Origin of the sequence: Mucilaginibacter celer (assembly GCF_003576455.2) — a bacterium.
Classification (GTDB): Bacteria; Bacteroidota; Bacteroidia; order Sphingobacteriales; family Sphingobacteriaceae; genus Mucilaginibacter; species Mucilaginibacter celer.
In genome coordinates this window covers 3,769,844-3,789,276 of record NZ_CP032869.1, presented here as the reverse complement: position 1 = coordinate 3,789,276, position 19,433 = coordinate 3,769,844, and the positions used below count along the sequence as shown (strand labels likewise).

Below are 19,433 nucleotides of genomic sequence, written 5' to 3'. Positions count from 1 at the left end.
TTGCCTGCCGCCACGATGTATGTTTTTCATTAATAAGGTTATTACCAATAGCCGGTTATCATGAAAATGCCGAAACTATCCGAATCATATAAATTTTCATCAGCATTGATGTTAAGGTTTCACCCTTTTAATTGCGGTGGAGCCTTAACAAGCAATGCTATTCGTGAATTTATTAAGGACGAGCTTTTTATGCAGGCACTTTGGCTAACCTCGAAAGACCTGTACGATGCGGTTTTGCGCATTGATGCCATAACTGATAGCCGCAAGCTCGAAAAACTTGAACTTACGCTGGCCAAATTTGTAAACCGTATTAACACCGGCGATGCACCGGCGGGATTATTTGACGGATACGCTGCTGTTGACATAGGTAACCAAACCAACCTGCAGTTTGATGAAACTTATCATCATACGAGGCTTAGTCCGGCAACAAATTACAGCATTTGCATTGGCTTACTTAATGATAACGTTATTCGCGGCTTGCTAAGTTACCGCGTAAACAAAACATTATACACCCATAATAACAGCTACCGGAAAATTGACGGGCAAACTTCAAATTACGGTAAATGCAAAACATCTTCGGTAACGGCATCGGCCGAGTTGATGCACCTGGTTAAATTTTGCGCTGCCGAACGCCCTTATGTAGATATACTGGAGTTTGTAATGCGTACCATGAGCATGCAACCGGCAGAGGCTGAGCAATGGTTAAATGAACTGATAGATACACAGATTTTATGGAGCGAGCTTGAACCGCGGGTATACGGTGACGGATATATTGACCATGCTGTACGGGTACTTAATCGCATTGCTCCGGATGCCGATGCTGCCAGGACCTATTTATCTAATCTGGGTGAAATACAGCAAATACTAAGCGGTACCGATAGTGTAATTGTAAAAAATAATAAGATAGCTATGATTTTGAAAAACTTAACAGGCGAAGTTTCTGAAGGGACGTTTTTGCAGGTGGATTATTTCAGGCAGGGTGCAAACGCCACGCTCGACGAAGCTTATACTGATAAATTGCTTGATGCCATTGATATGTTGAACAACATTACACCAAGGCATCGTCATGGCGATCTGGAAAATTTTATAAAACGCTTTAAACAAAGATACCACGAGCAGGAAATACCCCTTATGCAGGCTCTGGATCAGGAAACCGGCATAGGGTACGGTAACGAACGTAAAGAAAAATTAAAACCGGCAGATATTAACGGAGACGGATACAGCGCTGCCGTGAGGTGGCTGATTAGCCAGGTGGTTAACAACCCCGGCAAAGAGGTGATCAACCTGCCTAAAACACTGGTTGATGTAGCTGATGCCGATATTGAGCATGATTTGCCGCCAAGTTTTTCGGTTACTTTCCGCATCTCTAACGATGATGAGCCTTTAATTTACCTTGAACATTGCGGCCGGCCAACCGGTACCGCTATGTTTAGCCGTTTGTCAAACACCGAAAAAAGCTTTAAGCAAATTGTTGATGAAATAGCCGAAACGGAATCTTACATATACGATCCGGCATTAGTTGCCGAAATTATACACACGCCGGCAGATAGTTTGGGGAATTTTACGCCCGGTGCCTTCCGCAACTATCAGGCTCCTGCAACCGGTGCCGACGGGCAGGACAGGGCCGAGGTTAACCTGGGCGATTTAATGCTGGCCATTAAGGGTAACGAAATTGTGTTACGTTCGGTAAGCCTCAACCGCCGCATTATTCCTGTAATTACCAATGCAGGTAATTACGGCCTTAACTCGTTACCGGTTTACCGCTTTTTAAGTGATGTAAAGCAGCAGGGAGCTAAACAAGAGTTGGGTATTAATCTTGATATATTACCAACATTGGGCGTAACCAAAACGCCGCGTATTGTTTATGAGGGCGTTATACTGGCCTTAAAAACCTGGTACATCAATAACGCTGCCGTGCTTGAATTGCAGCAGGCTATTGCCAATGATTACTATACAGCCTGGGAGCAGTTTTTAAATTACTGGCAACTGCCTGATATTTTTGTATATACCGATGCTGATAACGAGCTTATTGTGCACAGTAACAGCCGCCTTGAAGTGGTAGCCTGGCTATCGTGCTGTAAAAAGAAACAGCAGGTTGTATTGAAGGAGTACATAGGCAGCAGCAACAATATCATCCTTAAAAAGAAAGACGAAAAAACAGTTGGCAACCAGTTTGTAGCCGTTTTAAAACGCGGCGAAAAAACGCCGGCAAACAGGTATGCGGCCACTGCGCCAATGAGCGCCAATATTGCTAAACGGCAGTTTTTTCCGGGCGATGAGTGGCTGTATGTTAAGTTGTATTGCGGCCTCAAAACGGCCGATAATGTAATAGGCAACGAGCTGATCCAACTGAGCAAAAAACTTTATCACGAAGACCTGATAGACCAATGGTTTTATGTGCGCCACGCCGATCCCGAACCTCACATCCGTTTCCGGGTGCACCTGGCCTCGGTATTTGCACTGGGCAGGGTTATTCAGAGCATCAATACCGCGTTTTCGGCACTCATAAAATCAAAACAGATTTGGAAGGTGCAGTTTGATACTTATGAGCGCGAACTGGAGCGCTACGGCGAAGCCTCGATTGAGCTTGTGGAGCAGTTTTTCTTTAATGATAGCCTTGCTATTGCCAGCCTGCTATCAAGGATGGATATGACCGAAAACTTTGATGAAGCAAGGTGGCTTTGGGGACTGTTATCGATAGACAGGTTGTTGAACGATTTTGAACTTGATACGGCTCAAAAAATAGCAATTACCCGCCTGCTTGCCAAATCGTCACATCCCGATGATAGTGACGATGCCGATAACCTGCTTGCCCGCCAGTTATCATTCAGGTACAGGCATTATCGCGGCCGTATTGAAGCGCTTTTTGCAGTAGGCGGAGATATTACTGGCGATGACTTACTCAGGTTCAGGAGCCTGAATAATCGCCCTGCCGCAGCGTTGCTTACCGAGCTGATAGCATCAGGCACCATACCGCAGGATCTTACGCTGGTATTAATGAGCCTGGTACAAATGAGCATGAACCGCCTGTTTAAAACCAAACAGCGTGTGCACGAACTGTTTGTTTACGATTTTCTGCTGCTTTACTATCAATCAACCCAACTGCAGCAGGATGAGCAGCAGAATAATTATGTAGTTAATGCCCAAAGCCAGTACTTTGCCGACAGGCCATATCTCAGGTAAATTATAACCTTAGTTTAAAAATACTTTAACCGATCCTACACAAATCAACATTAAGTCTCCCTTTGCGGGGAGACTTTTTGATTTTATATCCCCGGTTTATTTGTTAACAAAATCTTAATAACACATTTTTTCCTGAAATGTAATTACAGGCGTAATTTTGGCCGGGTGCATTATATAAGCCCACAACCCCGCTTTAATATACTATGGAAAGAAGATCGGCATTAAAAAATATAGGCGGCCTGTTGCTGGCCCCTTCACTGGCCCTTGGCAATAACACTATAAAACCGGGAAAACCGGCGCTTCGTATAGCCCACATTACCGATGTACACCTTAAAGATAAGTTTGACGCTCCTGCCCGCTTTACCCGCTGCCTGCATCATTTGCAGCAGCAAACTCCAAAAGTAGACATGGTACTAAACGGAGGCGATATTGTTTTTGACATGAACAAGGAAAACATCGGCACCATTAATGATCAATGGAAGCTGATGCACCATCTAATGAAAAACGAATGCAGTCTGCCGGTGCACTACTGCCTGGGTAATCATGATATATGGTGGTACGAAGACGATAAGGGCCAGGCCATCTACGGTAAAAAATACTCGATGGACCAGCTGCAACTGGCAAAACCCTATTACAGTATGGTGAAAAATGGCTGGAAAATCATCATCCTGGATAGCGTTCACCTGGATATTGATAATACCTGGTACATAGGGAAATTAGGCGATGAGCAAATGAACTGGCTGAGTGATGAGTTAAAGGCCACAGATAAAAACATGCCGGTAATGGTAATGACACATATCCCGATATTAACCGCTTTGTTGATGATTGAGGATGATATAGTGAACAAATGGACTATGCTTGGCGGCGATATGCATACCGATACCGCTAAAATTATCAACCTGTTTTACCAGCACCCCAATGTAAAGCTTTGTGTAAGCGGCCACCTGCACATGCGCGATAAGGTGATTTACAATAATGTTACCTACCTGTGCAATGGCGCAGTATCCGGCGCCTGGTGGGAAGGCAACCGCCGCGAAACCGCCCCGGGTTATGGCCTTATCGATTTGTATCCCGATGGTACTTTTAACGAAAGTTACGTTAATTACTGATACTTCGTGTCATTTGTTTCACGTCATTAGGTCATTAAGTCATTTTGCTTTGCACCGTTAAAAATGACCTAATGACGCAAAGCAAAATGACTCAATGACGCGCAGCTAATGGCGCAAAGCAAAATGACCCAATAACGTGAAACAAATGACGCGCAGCAAAATGACCAATTAAAGTTTGAGGATGCTTTTAAACTTATCCTCGTAGCTATTTAACTGGGCTATAAGTTGTTTGCTTAGGACTTCCTGGTGTGCATCGCGGGTGATGATTGCCATGTTGTTGAGAAACGACATGCCTATTTGCACTTCGCGCGGGTTGAGTTTGCCGGTATCCTGTTGTAGCTGGTGATAGTTATAATTCAGTTGATCGGTTATATAGCTGTGCACGCTGTTGATGAGCTTGTTGCCCAGTTTATCATACTTAAGTTTATATGAAGTATCGGCCAACGTCATTTTAGTTTGTGCGGCAAATATATTTGGATTAATATCGGGCATTACCTCTTCATATTTTTTCAGTGTTTTTAAAGCCAGATCAGGATGCCCGTCTTTAATCAGTCCTAACGACAGATCGGAAAATGTAGAGAGCATTTGCGGGTAAAACATTTGGGTGGATTGCTGATCGAGGTACCTGGCATTTTTAAAATTACCGAACCTGAATTTATTCATCACATTGCTGTACATCACTAAACTATTGGTTTTTGAAAGCTGATCGCTTAGTGACGAATCTGTTTTAAGCGGCAGTAGCCTGAAGGTAAAACCTTCCTGGTACAGGTATGGCTGCAAACCTATCATGTTTGATCGGCTTATTGAAGTGGTGAAGCAGATAGGCCGTTTCCAATCGTTATGTGCCAGGATATCTATCATGGCCAGGTTCTCTTTAGTGATATAGTTTGGCGGGAACTGCCATTTCATGGTATCGGTTAACATCCCTTTTTGTTGGGGAGTGATCACCTTGTTTTTCATTACATCAGCAGCATTAACCGTTAGTTTGAAATTTTTGGTAGGCAAAAAGTTTTCGGTTGTGCCGTTAGTGTACTCAACGTGAGTGCGCTTATCATCTGATGTAACAAAATCAAAAATATCCTTTACCTCAGTGTAGCCGGGTATTTTAACATCGTTGTACCTGATTACATCGCGGGTGCCCAGTTTATATTTGTCGAAAGGCATGGTGATGGGTAGAGCATCGGCCTCGTTTATTTTACGCTGCATTTGTTTTACCGACCAATCGCCGGTTAACAGGCTCAGGTTAACAATACGTACATCGGGCCTGATGTTTTCCACTTCCTGATCGTACCATAACGAATAGGTGTCATTATCACCCAAATCAAATAAAATGGCATTTTTTGGGCAGGAGATGAGGTAGTTATAAGCCATATCATGCGCCGCCATTTTGGTAGATCGATCATGATTTCGCCATTCCTTACTGCCCAATAAAACCGGCCCGGCCAACAGGCAAACAGCCGTTGTACCTATTGTGGCAAAACGTGGGTTTATTTTTTTAGGGATAAGGTTGATCAGCGCTATCAATCCCAAACCTATCCATATAGCAAAAGCATAAAACGAACCAACATAGGAGTAATCGCGCTCGCGGGGTTGAATTGAAGGTTGATTTACATAAAGTACAATAGCCAAACCCGTAAAAAAGAAAAGCAGGATAATAACCAGCGCATCCTTTTGCCGTTTTTTAAAGTGATAATACATCCCTATTAAACCTATTACAAGCGGCAGGGCATAAAGCGGGGTATAAGTAACGTTGTTTAATATATACTTAGGTGTGTTGGTGCTGTTGTTAAACAAACCCGATGTCCAGTTACCGCCAATACCCTGCATATTGGTTTGGCCTTCGTTATCATCATCATTATAGCGGCCAACAAAGTTCCACATAAAATAGCGCCAGTACATTTGGTACATTTGCCAGCTAAACATCCATCGCAGGTTATCGCTAAAGGTAGGGGTGGCGTTGTCGCTTAGCTGCAGCCAGTCGCGGTAAAACCGGGCATCCTGGGTGTAGGTGGTATTCTCCTCGGTCGACCAGATGCGGGGCAGGAAAGTGGTGTGGTCGTAAATATAATCGGGCCGGTTATAGGCCACTTCGTATTTGTTTTTGCCTTTGCGGTAAAGCGGGGTGCCATCGGTAATATCGGTTATTTTGGCATCAAAATAAGGGCCTTTAAGCAGGGGCGTTTGGCCGTATTGGGTGCGGTTAAGGTACTCATAAAGGGTAAACAGATCGCTGGGGTGCGAGTTGTTGAGGTTGGTACCGGCCGCCGCACGAATAGGAATATAAACAAACGAGCAGTATCCAAAGTAAACAAACACAATGCAAAGCAGCCCTATATTTAAAAAGTGTTTTTGCCTGCGGATGCTGTAACGGATGCCCCAAATTAAGCCGCCGGTTATCAGCGCGAAAAAGAACATTGCTCCAACCCCAAACCCCAGGCCAATTGTGTTTACAAAAAATAAATCGATATAGGCGGCAAGGCTAATGGTATACCCGCGTACGCCAAACTGCACAAAAGCAAGGATGAGAATGCTGATTAAAAAAGCCATCAAACCGCTTTTAAAATTGATGTTTTTATGCCTGCGGAAATAGTAAACCATCACCAATGCCGGGATAGTTAGCAGGTTAAGTAGATGGATGCCGATGGAAAGCCCTATAACATAAGCAATAAACACCAGCCACCTGTCGGCACGGGGCTCATCGGCAACGGTATCCCATTTTAATATAGCCCAAAAAACAACCGCCGTGCAAAGCGACGACCATGCGAAAACAATGGTTTCCACCGCCGAAAACCAAAAGGTATCGGTAAAGGTAAACGCCAGTGCACCGGTTAAACCTGCGCCCATAATTTGCAGGGTTTGGTTTTTGCCAAGCGGTTCGCCTTTTACAGAAAGAAGCTTTTTGGCAAGTGTAGTAATACTCCAAAACAAAAACATAATGGTTGCCCCGCTGGCCAGTGCCGAACCCAGGTTGGTAAAGTAGGCTACTTTGGTTCTGTCGCCCAGGCTAAGCAGCGAAAATGCCTTACCTATCATGGCAAAAAGCGGGTAACCTGGTTGATGTGATACCTGGAGTTTATAGGCGCATGAAATAAACTCGCCGCAATCCCAAAAGCTTACAGATGGCTCGAGGGTGAGGATGTAGGTTAGGGAAGCAATAGTGAAACAAAGCCAGCCCAGCAGGTTGTTGATTTTATTATAGGTCATGGATGGAAAGTGTAAAGTTTTTTCAAATAGTTAGCACTAAATTATGGTGTATTTAAGCTAAGTAATTGAAATTTAACACTTTTAACATTTATTAACAGATGGGGAGGGGAAATGTTAAAATGAGGGGAGCCAAGAAAAAAATTAAAAAAGGTCCGAGTGGGAGCCCGTTCTAACTAATTCTAAAAGGTTAATTCGTTCGTTTTCATCCCAAATCAGTAAAAGGTCCGGCTTCACGTGGCATTCCCAATAGCCGTTATAGGTACCGCTTAATTTATGTGGTTTGTGTTTTTTGCCAAGACCCCGATGTCCCTTTCAGCAAGAACCGTGATTAGTTTTTGTAATAGCAGTACATCTGTTGCTGATCGCTTTTTTAACAATTTCAGGTCTTTAAGGAATTTAGTTGACGTAACAATTTCAAACATTGCATTTAAATGCTTTTGAATAACTCGTCAACGTTTTTAAATCTTTTTCCTTTTCCTGCCTTAAGTTCATTCATTGCAGCAATGGTTTCTTCGTTTGGAATTTTAGATTCCTTTTTAATCTTGATGGTTACCCCAAGCTCTTTTAGCAGGCTTTTAACCAAGCGGGTTTTATCAACCGGAACAGTAATCTCAAGTGTCTGCATACACAAAAATAGGTAATAATTTGCTTTTGAGCCAGCCTCAAAAAATATTACTATTCCGGTTAAATTCAAACCATCCCGCCAAACCCACGTTAAGCAATAATGATTTTTAATTAAAAGTTTAACGCTTTTGTTATGAAGATAGAAAAGTTTTATGACCAGGTGTACGTTTGGATAATTAAATACGGCCCCGGATTTTTAATAGGTTTACTGGTTTTATTTATAGGGCTTTGGTTAATTAACCTGCTACTGAAGTGGTGGCAGGGGCATATGCTTAAGAAGGAAATTGATCCCACCATCAAACCCTTTTTGCAAAGCCTGGTAGGTGTAACCTTGCGGGTTTTGCTTATACTGGGTGTGGTGCAAATTATGGGAGTGCCTATCACCTTATTTACTGCATTGGTTGGCGCGTTTGGCGTAGCCGCCGGTTTGGCGCTTTCGGGTACTTTGCAAAATTTTGCCAGCGGTGTGCTTATTTTGTTGCTTAAACCTTTTGTTATAGGTGATAACATTATAGCACAAGGATTGGAGGGTACGGTTACATCTATCCAGATTTTTTATACCACGGTTAAAACTTTTGATAACCGGATTGTGATTGTGCCCAACAGTAAGCTATCCAACGAAGTTATTATCAATATCAGCAGGGAGGGTACGCGCCGGTTGGATATTGAGCTGAAATTTACTAACAATATTGATTTTAACGAGGTTAAATCGGTTATCAATGCATCAATCGACAAATCAAAAAATATTCTCGAAACGCCCGAAAGGAGGATTGGCATTGCCGGGATCGATCCGGACGGATACCGGGTTGGGGTAAATGTTTGGGTACACGCGCATGGTTTCCAGGACACCAAACTGGCTGTGCAGGAAAATATTTTGCAGGATATAAAAGCATCGGGGATAAAAATTCCGGGATTATAAGCGGTGGATATATGGAGAAGTTTGAAAACAGGACAACAGTAATTGTTGAAACCCCCAAAGGTTGCGGGCATAAGTATGAGTTTGACGTAACATCAAATCAGTTTAGATTAAAAAAACTGTTGCCTGCCGGGATGGTGTTCCCGTTTGATTTTGGTTTTATCCCCGGCACCCTCGGCGGCGATGGCGACCCGCTGGATGTGCTGGTGATTTCGGAGGTAAGTACTTTTCCGGGTTGCGTGATTGATTGCCGGCTAATTGGCGGATTTAAGGTTGAGCAAACCAGTCCGGAAGGGAAAGTTTATAGAAATGACAGGTTCCTGGCCGTACCCCTTGTTTCAAAAATATTTACCGATTTACACGATGCCGCCCAATTGCCCCATACACTTACCGACCAGATAGAGGCTTTTTTTACCAATTACAGCCGCCTCGAATCGAAAGAATTTAAACTGATGGAACGGCTTGGTGCAGAGGGGGCTATGGAACTGGTAGAGATAGGAACTATCAGGCAGGAATAGTAAAAGGCATTTTAATAAAACTCAATTGCCTTTTACCTGTATTTATAGTATAACATTGTTGAATTTAAATACTACTATTATGAAAGCTCAACAGAATTCTAATAACAATGCGCAAGGTAAACCAACTGCCAATCGCGCCTTTACTAACCAAAACGATGCCCAAAAGCAAAAAGGCATCAGTAATGCCGGAGGCCAGCGCTCAGATCAGACATCGGGCCGGGACAGCGCTCATCATCCCGAACATAAAAAAGCGTAATGTTGTTATTTATAAAAACGCCTTTGCTTACCGGTAAAGGCGTTTTGTATTTTTAACCTGCAATGAAAAAAATCTTTACCTGTATATTAGCTATGGCAGCAGCTTTAAACGCCCAATCGCAACAAGGTAAGCTTATTGAAGTAGCCTCTTTTGGCCAAAACCAGCCTATCGGTGTAACTGTAGCGCCAAAAAACAATCGTTTATTCGTATCCTTTCCGCACCACCAGCCTTATTTATACGGGCTTACCGAAATTATTAACGGCAAACGTGTGCCTTTTCCGGATGCCGAATGGAACAAATACGATATGCAAAACCCGGATAACCATTTTGTAAACGTGCAGGATTTATATGCCGACGATCAAAATAATCTTTGGATACTTGATTCGGCCCCGGCAGGTGCGGCTTCGGTGCTTGATAAGGGTAATAATGCTAAACAGGGCAGGTTTAAACTCATCAAAATTGATCTTGCCGAAAACGCAATTAAACAGATCTACACCTTTGATGATTTGCCAAAAGAAAAAAGCGCCCTGAATGATATGTGTATTGATAACAGCAAGGGGCTGGCTTACCTCTCTGATCCCGGTTTACACGCCATTGTAGTGCTCAACCTGGCATCGGGCAAAAGCAGGATTGTACTTAAAGATGATAAGGCTACCATAGTACAACTTGGCTTAAAGCTACACCTGGATGGTGAGGATGTGGTTGACCAAAGCGGTAACCCATTTGTATCAAACGTTAACGGTATAGCGCTTACTAAGGATAATAAATACTTTTATTTCCGTGCCATTAATCAAACCAAATTATACCGAATTGAAACCAGGTTTTTGGCCGATGAAACGCTTACCGATACTGATTTATCAGCCAAAGTACAAACCGTTGCCGAAACAGGTATTTGCCACGGCATGATTGCCGATAGCAGGGGGAATATTTATTTAAGCGATTCGCCCGATCATGCTATCCAATATGTAACGCCCGATGGGCAGGTGCATTTTTTGGTGAAGGATGAGCGCCTCATCTGGCCCGATTCGTTCGGTATCAGCAGCGACGGTTATTTGTACCTGAGTGCATCGCAAATGAACCGGTTGCCCCGGTACAATGACGGGCAGGACAAAACAGCATATCCTTACCGGGTTTATAAAGTTAAACTGCCGTAAGCTTTTTGGCTTCGGCTTCTTCGCGGCTCATTTTTTTAATGTGTTCGCGGTGTTGAATGCCCCAATCGCGCAGTTCGCCAATTACCTTGCTAAGCGAGTTGGCGTATTCTGTGCGGGCGTATATTACCGTTACGGGTGTGGTATCATAAACTGTGCGGGTTACAAAACCGTTAAGCTCCAGTTCCCTTAACTCTTTCGAAAGCACCTTTGGGGTAATATCCTCCAGTTCGCGCTGTAACTCCTTAAAACGTTTAGGGCCGTTAATAAGGCTTACCAGCATAGGTAACTTCCATTTACCGTTAAGTACATACAGCGTATCGCGCACGGCGGTTACGCTGGCCTTGCAGGCTTCTTTGGAGTATTCAGTAGGAGGATTGTTGTGATCCATTGTTTTGCTATTTATCGATTCCGGTATCTTTTTGGATGGTGGTATCTTTTGGATAGCAAAAATACTAAAGCTTATCGTAATTTTCTTCGGAAAACAACTTTCTCAATTTTTTCAGGAAAAGGTTTTTCAGCGGTTGAAAAGTATAATCTTCTTAAGCGGCTAACTTCTGCAAGTCGTTCGGATGGGGTTTTCTTTAACCAAAATTCAGTGTCAAGTCTGTCCTCATCTTGCTGAAGTACATGGTTTACTACCATGATCATTTTTCTTTTGGTCGACATAACGTTGTAAAGTTACTTCTTAATCTCCTGTTTTAAAAGAAACCCTTACTGCGTAGCGCCTTAACGCGCTAATTCTGCAATATCCAGGTTTTCACCGCACCAGCAATTTCTCAAACTCTGTACTATCTCCCTTAAAAACATTAAAATCAACCACATGATTAATGCCGTTTACGCGGGCTTTATCCGAGTGCTGCCAGAATTTCCAGTTGGTTTTGTTGGATACCAGTAGTTTGGGTTGGTAGTAATGGGCTATCCAAAGTGTATAACCATCAAAATAGCCCTGCAGGTAATCCTGGTAGAATTTAAGGTTGGTGTAAATGATAGGTTTTATGCCGGTGCGGCTTTCAATCACCTTGATAAAACTTTCCAGCTGCTCGCGCATTTTTTCGGGTTTAACACGGTATAGCCGCTCTACATCCACCACCATAGGCAAATCACCTTTTTCGGTTTTTACCGTTTGCAGAAAAAATTTGGCTTGCCAGGTGCCGCTTTTTTGCGGTAGAAAAAAGTGATATGCGCCACAAACAATACCGGCCTTAGGCGCCTCACGCCAGTTGCGCTGAAAATACGGATCGACACTTAATACGCCCTCTGTAGCTTTAATAAAAGCGAAACTGATATGCACATCGCCCTCGTGCATGGCTTTAACCTGTTTCCAGTTAATGCGGCCCTGGTACGATGATACATCTATGCCGTGTACCGTATATCCATCGGGTATGTGAATATTAAAATTATTGTATTTGCGGTAATGCGTATCCTCGCCCGAATCAATGATCCAACGCCAGGTGGCGCTGCCAAACTTCAGGATATAACCGTAATAAAAAGGCGAGAGTAAAATAAGCAACAGGAAACAACCCCCAATTATCCAATCGACAGAGATTACCGTTCGCTGCTGCTTTTTAGTCGTCGGCTTTTTGCGGGCTGGCGCTTTCTTTTTTACAGGAGATTTTTTATCGGCAGGCGGCACGGGGCAAAAGTAACTAAACTGACCTTTGATTGGGGATGATTACGTTGATTTCGCTGATTTTTTTCTTTTTGAATGATTAGGATTGATTTTAATGATTTCACTGATCCTGTGCGAACTGAAGGTTACTAATCATACACCGCCTTGATAAATCGGAAATCTTTTTTACTTCACAATGCATCTGCGAAACCAACGTAATCTAACAAATCAACGGTTTTCTTTTTGGGATTTCACCGATTGAGCTTTGATTACGCCGGTTTGGTCTTTCTAAATACAGACACTCACATCCCTGCAGCCATCATCCTCATTCTTTAGGTATCAACGAAATCAACGTAATCATTCCAAATCAACGGTTTTACAATGGGATGATAAACAAAGTTGTATATTTGTAAGGTAAACTTACAAGTTTAACTGATTAGATTTATGAGTGAAGAAAAAGAAGTCCAATTGGTTTCAGAATTACGCTTTGTAATAGGCCGCTTAAGTAAGAAGATCCGCCGCAACTCGGAAACAGCGGGGAAGCTTTCTTTAACCGAACGATCAACCATGGCACTAATATTTCAATATGGCGAGATTTTGCCCAATGAACTGGCATCGATGGAAAAGATCACCACACAATCCATGTCGCAGATTTTGAATAACCTGCTTAACCTGGGGTTGATTAACAGGCGCATCTCCGAACTGGATAAACGGAAGGTGATCATCTCGCTATCTGATGAGGGGATGAACCTGATCCATAAATCGCGCAGCGAAAAGGACGAGTGGCTTAACCGCGCCATTGAGGCTACCTGTACCGCCGAAGAGCAGGAAATATTGAAAAAAGCGCTGATGCCATTGGCCAAACTGGTTGAATTTGATTAACAGGAAAGATTATTGATGATTAAGATAAGCATATTCAGCGCGTTTAAAAGCCGCAATTACAGGTTGTATTTCTCGGGGCAGTCGGTATCCTTATTGGGTACCTGGATGCAGAAAACGGCCGTTAGTTGGGTAATCTATTCGCAAACGCATTCTAAATTTATGCTGGGGCTCAGCTTGTTCGCCAGCTTGTTCCCTTCGTTTTTATTCTCGTTTATCGGCGGCGTAATGTCTGACAGGTACGATCGCTTTAAACTATTGCTGCTTACGCAGGTGGCATCTATGGTGCAGGCTATCCTGCTTTCGGTAATGGTGTTTTTGGGATATTATTCGGTTTGGGGCATCATCGGCTTAAGTGCCGTACTGGGTATTATCAATGCCTTTGACGTGCCGGCCCGCCAATCGCTGGTGTATGATATGGTTGATGATAAGGCCGATTTGCCCAATGCCCTCGCCCTTAACTCGTCTATGGTAAACCTTTCAAGGTTGATTGGGCCGGGTATAGCCGGGCTGGTGCTCGAGAAATTTGGCGATACCGTTTGCTTCGGAGCCAACGCCATAAGCTTTATAGCCGTGATAGGTTCATTATTAATGATGCGCCTGCCCGAAGCTGCTGCTAAAAAACACGATAAAAATATAGCTGCCGAACTGAGGGAAGGCTTTGCATACATTCAAAATACACCAACTATAAAATTTATTTTGCTGATGCTGGCCTCGGTGAGTTTGTTTGTACTGCCTTTCAGCACGCTGATCCCGGTGTATGCCAAGGATATTTTTAAAGGCACGGCCTCCACATTTGGCGTAATTGATAGCGTGATAGGTTTAGGCGCGTTTGGCGGCGGGATTTTCCTGGCTTCGTTACAGGCAGGTACCGATTTGAAAAAGATCCTGGCCATCAACACGCTTGTGTTTGGAATAGGCCTGATTGTGTTTTCGCACATGCACAGTTACCCGGTGGCGTTATTATTTGGTGCGATAACCGGTTTCGGGATGATGTCGCAGATCACTATTGGTAATACGATAATCCAAACAACTGCCAGTCCGGATATGCGCGGGCGGGTGATCAGCTATTATGCCATGGCTTTTTTTGGTATGCAGCCGCTGGGCGGTTTGCTGGTAGGCTCGGTATCGCAAAAAATAGGCGTGCCCGATACGGTTATGGCCGAGGGTATGGTAGCCCTGCTGCTGGGCGTTATCCACTTCAGGTTTTTACTCCAAAGCCGGCTGAAAAAGGAAGCCGCCGAACGATTATTACAGCAACAGCAGCCTCTTGAAGCTATTTCTTAATTAAAAACAATAAACACCATGATAACTACCATTGATGAAAATGCAGCGTTAGTACTTATCGATCTGCAGAAATACATTGTTCAACTCCCTTGCGCACACCCAATGCCCGGCGTACTTGAAAACGCTGCCCGGTTGGTGGCCGCCTTCCGCAAAGCGGGTAAACCCATCGTTATTGTTCATGTTGAACCTATCAGCCCGGCATTTAAAACCCGTCGCGACAGCAAAGGCAACAGCATGACCGAACTCCCTGCCGACTGGAACGAAATTGCCCCCGAAATAAAAACCGAATCCACCGATATTTTTATCACCAAAAAACAATGGGGCGCTTTTTTTAATACCGGCCTGCACGAAGAACTACAGAAACGAGGGGTAACTCAAATAGTTTTAGCAGGCGTATCCACCAGTATTGGTGTTGAAGCAACCGCCCGTTCGGCTAATGAGTATGCCTATAACATTGCTTTTGCCAGTGATGCCATGACCGATATGTTCGCTGAAGCACATGAGCATAGCTTTAAGTATATTTTTCCGAGGATAGGAGAGGTAGGGACTACCGGCGAGATTATTGAGAAGCTGTAATAATAAACAACTATCAGGCAAAAGGTAACGCCGATGATTGCCTTTTTGTAAAATGGCATCAATGTTAAATAATGACAATTTATTTGAGTTGATGCCGTTTTTAACATAAATTGCCTCAAAGTTGATTTTTGAATAACAAATAACTAAACCTTATACCATGAGTATTTTTTCTACCCGTCATGCGTTTTATCTATCTCTTTTTTGCGGATTCTATTTTTTTAGCAGTTGCTCGAAAAAGGATAAGCCAGCCCCTGTTGACAATACTCCCAAGATTACAATCACTTCTTTAAGTGCCGACTCGGGAGTTTACAATGCTTCGATAACGATTACCGGTACTGGTTTTATCAATGATATGACCCGCGATAGGGTTTTTTTTAACGGAAAGGAGGCTAAAGTAACTTCGGCCGGTAATACACAAATAACCGCCCTGGTGCCCCTGGCAGCAGGTACAGGTAAGCTAACCCTAAAGGTTGACGCCGCTGCCGAAGTAAGCGGCCCGGTATTTAACTATAAACAATCGTGGATAGTGAGTACAATTGCCGGAAGTGGTGCGGAGGGATTTGCCGATGGAAGCGGTACGGCCGCAACGTTTCACAGCCCTGTGGGTATAACGATAGATGATGCAGGCAATCTTTTTGTAACAGATGAAAAAAATGGTGCGGTGCGTAAAATCACTATCGACGGAAAAGTAACAACTATAGCAGGAAACGGAGTTTCGGGAAATGCTGATGGGAAAGGAGCGGCCGCCAGCTTTTATAACCCTGCCGGCATTTGTGCTGATAAGGCAGGTAACCTTTACATAGCCGATTATGCCAATAACCTGATCCGTAAAATTGATGCATCGGCCAATGTAACTACTATAGCGGGTACCGGTGCGATTGGATTTACCAATGGAGCCGGCAGTAAAGCGAGTTTTACAGGTCCGACGGGTGTTGCTATCAACGGTTCCGGTGAGCTATTTGTGGCTGATTTCGTTAATGAGGCTATCAGAAAAATAGCCAAAGATTTAACTGTTAGTACCTTTGCGTCAAGTCTGATCCCAGGGGTTGACGATCATTTACACGGGTTCCATTTCCCGGAAGGAATAGCAACAGATAAAAATGAAAATATCTATTTTACAGACCTGACGGGCTATACAATCAAAAAAATAAGTTCTTCGGGCGCAATATCAGCCATTGCCGGAAATGGTGTGCGGGGTATTGTAAACGGACAGGGTAATAAAGCCGGATTTGAAGAACCAAAAGCTTTGACAATTGATAAAGACGGAAATATTTATGTTACTGATAAAAATCAGATCAGAAAAATAGACAAGGATGCTAACGTTAACGTTTTTGCCGGACAATCATCTGCCGGTGCAGTTAATGGTGCTGCTCTTGCCTCGGGCTTTAATGAGCCTAACGGGATTGCAGCAGATAAAGACGGAAACATTTATGTGGCCGACACCGGAAATAGTCTGATCCGTAAAATTGCGTTTCAATAAAAATAACAGGTGTTGGAATGTTTGCGGGCAACGCGCTTATTTTTGCAGCTGGAGATGGGGTCTTTTCAAAACAAAAACATTTATTTGAAGTAACCTACCGGTGTGTACACCGGTAGGTTTAAATAATGCTGTTTAGGTGCTACCTATGAAAAAAATATTTCCGCTTAAATATCTTACAGCGCTGCTTAGTATACAAGGGGTGATTATTGGCCTGTCCACCAAAACGTTCGCCCAGGCCGATACTGCAAAAATTACGGTAAATAGCCCCGTGTTCATCTCACCCACCGTACAACGCTGGGACGATAGGGTAATGATCGATCTGCAAAATCAGCGTACCCCAAAGCAAACCGGCTTTTTTATGTTTTTAAGTAAAAATGTTTTGTACGGCGATATCGGTATCCCGGCGGGTTTACTGGTGGGTGGCATAGTGAGCAACAATAAGGAGATGCGGCAGAATGCGGGCTATGTGGCCAGTAGCACGGCCATATCTTACGGATTTATGGTGCTTATTAAACACCTGGTAAAACGCCCAAGGCCTTTTGTGCAGAATATCCGGATCACGCCGGTTTACCGGGCGGGGGGAACATCGTTCCCCTCTGGGCATACTTCGTCAAGTTTTGCTACAGCTACTGCGCTATCAGCCGCTTACCCAAAGTGGTATGTGATAGCGCCATCGTTTTTCTGGGCAGGGGCTACCAGCTACTCGCGTATGTATCTTGGGGTGCATTATCCCACAGATGTGGGCGCGGGGATTATATTGGGAACGGGCAGCTCGGCGGCAATGTCGTTTTTGAAAAAGTAGTTTTTAGAACAAGGTAAACTTTTATATTTACTTAATAAATCACTATCCTTTAGTGGTACGCCGCAAACTCCGAAATTAAAACCTATGGAAAACACAGCCAAATCTATCCGCCCATTTATCGGTGCCCAAAATTTTGAAACATCACGCAGCTTTTACCGCGACCTTGGTTTTGAAGAAGTTTTGCTAAGCCACAATATGAGTTTATTTAAAACCGATGGGTTAGGATTTTATCTGCAGGATGCCTATGTGAAAGATTGGATAGATAACACCATGGTGTTTTTGGAAGTGGCTGATGTTGATGCTTACTGGGAGAAACTGTTGGCTTTAAATTTACCTGAAAAATACAAGGGAGTTAGAGTAACACCCATCCGAAGAGAATCGTGGGGGAGCGAATGCTTTGTTCATGATCCATCGGGGGTTTTATGGCATTTTGGGGCGTTTAATAAATAGTACCGAGGTTACTAATCTGCATGCGGTTGAATGACTTTTTGCATAACTTGGTACAAAGATACGCCCTTGGGTAACTGTGTGTGCTGCAATACATTTACGATGAACTGCACAGGAGCGGGAATTGTCTTTGGACATCGTTTAAAAAGACAAAAAAACGGCCGAATTGTTTTGGAAAGAGATTAAGTTTTGAACGATTTTGTTGGTGGCCTGCGAGAAATGTAAATCGAGTATTACGCCGGAAATAATGGATGGAAATATTTATTTTAGATTCTAATCCTTTCACAAATGTATTTTGTCCGTTTTCGTCGCCTCATAACTAATCTAAAAAACAATATCGTTTTAACGATAACAACATTGTTAAATACAATAAAGCGCATATTTACATCTACTTGGACAAAATTTGGTATCCTATTACTTGTTTATGTTGGAATTTGCTTGGGTTTAAGTGTTTATATTTATTTTTCGAAAAAGATAACCGGAGAGCAATGCTTATGGTGTACAAATATATTGACAGGGCTTTTAGCAATCTTAGCGCTTATAGAAATAAAAGAACGTACAAATTCTAACACCGGCAGGCGATCGTGGCTATTATCGATATTTGACAACAAAAAGAAGCTTATCAAATTTTTATTAGTGATTTTATTGACCGTCGCTGAGTGTGCTATTGCAATAAAAAAAGAAAAAATTAGTAGTGATGAGTTATTAACTGAAAAGAAGCAATCACGTATTAACGAAGTTAAAAATAGATCAATATTATCAGATACAATTTCTACTCGTGTTAAACAAACCGAAAAATACTTTGCAGATAAATATGATCATAAATTAGATTCTGAAACGAAAAAAATTACAGAGCATTTCATTACAGCTTTGGCTGAAAACGGAAAGCTATACGATAAAAAACAAGATAAAGTCATAGATGAAGTTAGTAAGAGTGGCCGTTTCGATCCTCCCGCAGTAGGACTTGACTCAATACCGAGTAAAGGGATTCCCAATAATTACCTCAGACTTGATTTTTGGTTTACTAATAAAGGCACGAGAGCTAAGGCTGGTGAAATTAAAGTGTATTTTTTAGCATCGTCATTTGGGAAATATATCCCTTTTGGTAACAAACATTCAAATTATTTTAGTTTCGATAGCATGGATAGAGGTCCAGGCATGTCACACATAATTGATGTTCCCTATAATCCTTTTTTGCATCAGACTATCATTATATTAACCAAACTTAGCTATTTTGATGCCTTTATGAAAAATCATTTCGATGATGAATATATCATCGAAATAGATCCCAAAAATCACAAAAATTCGGAAATTCCTTTTGCTACAGGGAACTATCGTGAAATATTATTTGAAGAGTTTAAAAAGAACTTTTTAGATTTACAAAAGTGA

18 protein-coding genes and 1 pseudogene are annotated in these 19,433 nt (G+C 42.8%); 13 read left to right on the top strand and 6 right to left on the bottom strand.

The window, feature by feature from the left end; genetic code table 11:
- The first annotated feature begins 60 nt into the window (after positions 1 to 60).
- Both HYN43_RS15235 and HYN43_RS15230 read left to right on the top strand, forming a co-directional pair.
- Positions 61 to 3,183 (top strand): lantibiotic dehydratase, encoded by a 3,123-nt coding sequence (locus HYN43_RS15235; RefSeq protein ID WP_119410164.1) that lies wholly within the window; start codon positions 61 to 63, stop codon positions 3,181 to 3,183.
- A gap of 203 nt (positions 3,184 to 3,386) precedes the next feature.
- The gene (locus tag HYN43_RS15230) at positions 3,387 to 4,292 is read left to right on the top strand and encodes a metallophosphoesterase family protein (protein ID WP_119410163.1); all 906 of its coding nucleotides are present in this window, start codon (positions 3,387 to 3,389) and stop codon (positions 4,290 to 4,292) included.
- A gap of 168 nt (positions 4,293 to 4,460) precedes the next feature.
- On the opposite strand, the gene HYN43_RS15225 is transcribed toward HYN43_RS15230, so the two are convergent.
- The 3 genes and pseudogenes from HYN43_RS15225 to HYN43_RS15215 all read right to left on the bottom strand — a co-directional run bounded on the left by HYN43_RS15225 (position 4,461) and on the right by HYN43_RS15215 (position 8,190).
- Positions 4,461 to 7,496, bottom strand: a complete 3,036-nt coding sequence (locus HYN43_RS15225) for a glycosyltransferase family 117 protein (RefSeq protein WP_119410162.1) — start codon at positions 7,494 to 7,496, stop codon at positions 4,461 to 4,463.
- A gap of 141 nt (positions 7,497 to 7,637) precedes the next feature.
- Positions 7,638 to 7,784 (bottom strand): annotated as a pseudogene (locus tag HYN43_RS30775) (type II toxin-antitoxin system YafQ family toxin); the annotation flags it as partial.
- Between the two features lie 139 nt (positions 7,785 to 7,923).
- Positions 7,924 to 8,190 carry a hypothetical protein gene (locus HYN43_RS15215; RefSeq protein WP_162996500.1) on the bottom strand — a complete coding sequence of 89 codons (267 nt, stop codon included), beginning with the start codon at positions 8,188 to 8,190 and terminating at the stop codon, positions 7,924 to 7,926.
- A 63-nt stretch (positions 8,191 to 8,253) separates the two neighbouring features.
- Between HYN43_RS15215 and HYN43_RS15210 the strand changes: the two genes are divergently transcribed.
- From HYN43_RS15210 to HYN43_RS15200, 4 genes are all read left to right on the top strand, one after another.
- Positions 8,254 to 9,039 carry a mechanosensitive ion channel family protein gene (locus HYN43_RS15210; RefSeq protein ID WP_119410160.1) on the top strand — a complete coding sequence of 262 codons (786 nt, stop codon included), beginning with the start codon at positions 8,254 to 8,256 and terminating at the stop codon, positions 9,037 to 9,039.
- Between the two features lie 11 nt (positions 9,040 to 9,050).
- The gene (locus HYN43_RS15205; RefSeq protein ID WP_119410159.1) at positions 9,051 to 9,554 is read left to right on the top strand and encodes an inorganic diphosphatase; all 504 of its coding nucleotides are present in this window, start codon (positions 9,051 to 9,053) and stop codon (positions 9,552 to 9,554) included.
- A 79-nt stretch (positions 9,555 to 9,633) separates the two neighbouring features.
- Entirely contained in the window at positions 9,634 to 9,810 is a 177-nt protein-coding gene (locus tag HYN43_RS30400) for a hypothetical protein (protein ID WP_162996499.1), read from the top strand.
- Positions 9,811 to 9,872: 62 nt separating this feature from the next.
- Positions 9,873 to 10,964 carry an L-dopachrome tautomerase-related protein gene (locus HYN43_RS15200; protein WP_162996498.1) on the top strand — a complete coding sequence of 364 codons (1,092 nt, stop codon included), beginning with the start codon at positions 9,873 to 9,875 and terminating at the stop codon, positions 10,962 to 10,964.
- Here the strand turns inward: HYN43_RS15200 and HYN43_RS15195 are convergent.
- The 3 genes from HYN43_RS15195 to HYN43_RS15185 all read right to left on the bottom strand — a co-directional run bounded on the left by HYN43_RS15195 (position 10,951) and on the right by HYN43_RS15185 (position 12,597).
- On the bottom strand, positions 10,951 to 11,352 hold the full coding sequence (locus HYN43_RS15195) for a winged helix-turn-helix transcriptional regulator (protein WP_119410158.1): 402 nt from the start codon (positions 11,350 to 11,352) through the stop codon (positions 10,951 to 10,953). The two genes, HYN43_RS15200 and HYN43_RS15195, sit on opposite strands and share 14 nt — an antisense overlap.
- A 71-nt stretch (positions 11,353 to 11,423) precedes the next feature.
- Positions 11,424 to 11,630 carry a hypothetical protein gene (locus tag HYN43_RS15190; RefSeq protein WP_119410157.1) on the bottom strand — a complete coding sequence of 69 codons (207 nt, stop codon included), beginning with the start codon at positions 11,628 to 11,630 and terminating at the stop codon, positions 11,424 to 11,426.
- A 91-nt stretch (positions 11,631 to 11,721) separates the two neighbouring features.
- Complete coding sequence (locus tag HYN43_RS15185) at positions 11,722 to 12,597, bottom strand: glycoside hydrolase family 25 protein (protein ID WP_245446921.1); 876 nt, start codon at positions 12,595 to 12,597, stop codon at positions 11,722 to 11,724.
- 420 nt (positions 12,598 to 13,017) lie between these two features.
- On the opposite strand from HYN43_RS15185, the gene HYN43_RS15180 reads away from it, so the two are divergent.
- From HYN43_RS15180 to HYN43_RS15150, 7 genes are all read left to right on the top strand, one after another.
- A complete protein-coding gene (locus tag HYN43_RS15180) occupies positions 13,018 to 13,455 on the top strand; it encodes a MarR family winged helix-turn-helix transcriptional regulator (RefSeq protein ID WP_119410155.1) in 438 nt (145 codons plus the stop codon).
- 15 nt (positions 13,456 to 13,470) lie between these two features.
- Entirely contained in the window at positions 13,471 to 14,739 is a 1,269-nt protein-coding gene (locus HYN43_RS15175; protein WP_245446920.1) for an MFS transporter, read from the top strand.
- Positions 14,740 to 14,757: 18 nt separating this feature from the next.
- A complete protein-coding gene (locus tag HYN43_RS15170) occupies positions 14,758 to 15,315 on the top strand; it encodes an isochorismatase family protein (protein ID WP_119410154.1) in 558 nt (185 codons plus the stop codon).
- A 157-nt stretch (positions 15,316 to 15,472) separates the two neighbouring features.
- Positions 15,473 to 16,795 (top strand): IPT/TIG domain-containing protein, encoded by a 1,323-nt coding sequence (locus HYN43_RS15165; RefSeq protein WP_119410153.1) that lies wholly within the window; start codon positions 15,473 to 15,475, stop codon positions 16,793 to 16,795.
- Positions 16,796 to 16,940: 145 nt separating this feature from the next.
- Complete coding sequence (locus tag HYN43_RS15160; protein ID WP_205589779.1) at positions 16,941 to 17,597, top strand: phosphatase PAP2 family protein; 657 nt, start codon at positions 16,941 to 16,943, stop codon at positions 17,595 to 17,597.
- 84 nt (positions 17,598 to 17,681) lie between these two features.
- Positions 17,682 to 18,047 carry a VOC family protein gene (locus HYN43_RS15155; protein WP_119410152.1) on the top strand — a complete coding sequence of 122 codons (366 nt, stop codon included), beginning with the start codon at positions 17,682 to 17,684 and terminating at the stop codon, positions 18,045 to 18,047.
- Between the two features lie 354 nt (positions 18,048 to 18,401).
- Positions 18,402 to 19,433, top strand: a complete 1,032-nt coding sequence (locus tag HYN43_RS15150; RefSeq protein WP_162996497.1) for a hypothetical protein — start codon at positions 18,402 to 18,404, stop codon at positions 19,431 to 19,433.

Coding starts and splice junctions, on each gene's coding strand:
- HYN43_RS15180 (WP_119410155.1), top strand. CDS start 13,018: ATGAGTGAAGAAAAAGAAGTCCAATTGGTTTCAGAATTACGCTTTGTA.
- HYN43_RS15165 (WP_119410153.1), top strand. CDS start 15,473: ATGAGTATTTTTTCTACCCGTCATGCGTTTTATCTATCTCTTTTTTGC.
- HYN43_RS15200 (WP_162996498.1), top strand. CDS start 9,873: ATGAAAAAAATCTTTACCTGTATATTAGCTATGGCAGCAGCTTTAAAC.
- HYN43_RS15195 (WP_119410158.1), bottom strand. CDS start 11,352: ATGGATCACAACAATCCTCCTACTGAATACTCCAAAGAAGCCTGCAAG.
- HYN43_RS15175 (WP_245446920.1), top strand. CDS start 13,471: ATGATTAAGATAAGCATATTCAGCGCGTTTAAAAGCCGCAATTACAGG.
- HYN43_RS15235 (WP_119410164.1), top strand. CDS start 61: ATGAAAATGCCGAAACTATCCGAATCATATAAATTTTCATCAGCATTG.
- HYN43_RS15155 (WP_119410152.1), top strand. CDS start 17,682: ATGGAAAACACAGCCAAATCTATCCGCCCATTTATCGGTGCCCAAAAT.
- HYN43_RS15225 (WP_119410162.1), bottom strand. CDS start 7,496: ATGACCTATAATAAAATCAACAACCTGCTGGGCTGGCTTTGTTTCACT.
- HYN43_RS15210 (WP_119410160.1), top strand. CDS start 8,254: ATGAAGATAGAAAAGTTTTATGACCAGGTGTACGTTTGGATAATTAAA.
- HYN43_RS15230 (WP_119410163.1), top strand. CDS start 3,387: ATGGAAAGAAGATCGGCATTAAAAAATATAGGCGGCCTGTTGCTGGCC.
- HYN43_RS15190 (WP_119410157.1), bottom strand. CDS start 11,630: ATGTCGACCAAAAGAAAAATGATCATGGTAGTAAACCATGTACTTCAG.
- HYN43_RS15170 (WP_119410154.1), top strand. CDS start 14,758: ATGATAACTACCATTGATGAAAATGCAGCGTTAGTACTTATCGATCTG.
- HYN43_RS30400 (WP_162996499.1), top strand. CDS start 9,634: ATGAAAGCTCAACAGAATTCTAATAACAATGCGCAAGGTAAACCAACT.
- HYN43_RS15205 (WP_119410159.1), top strand. CDS start 9,051: ATGGAGAAGTTTGAAAACAGGACAACAGTAATTGTTGAAACCCCCAAA.
- HYN43_RS15160 (WP_205589779.1), top strand. CDS start 16,941: ATGAAAAAAATATTTCCGCTTAAATATCTTACAGCGCTGCTTAGTATA.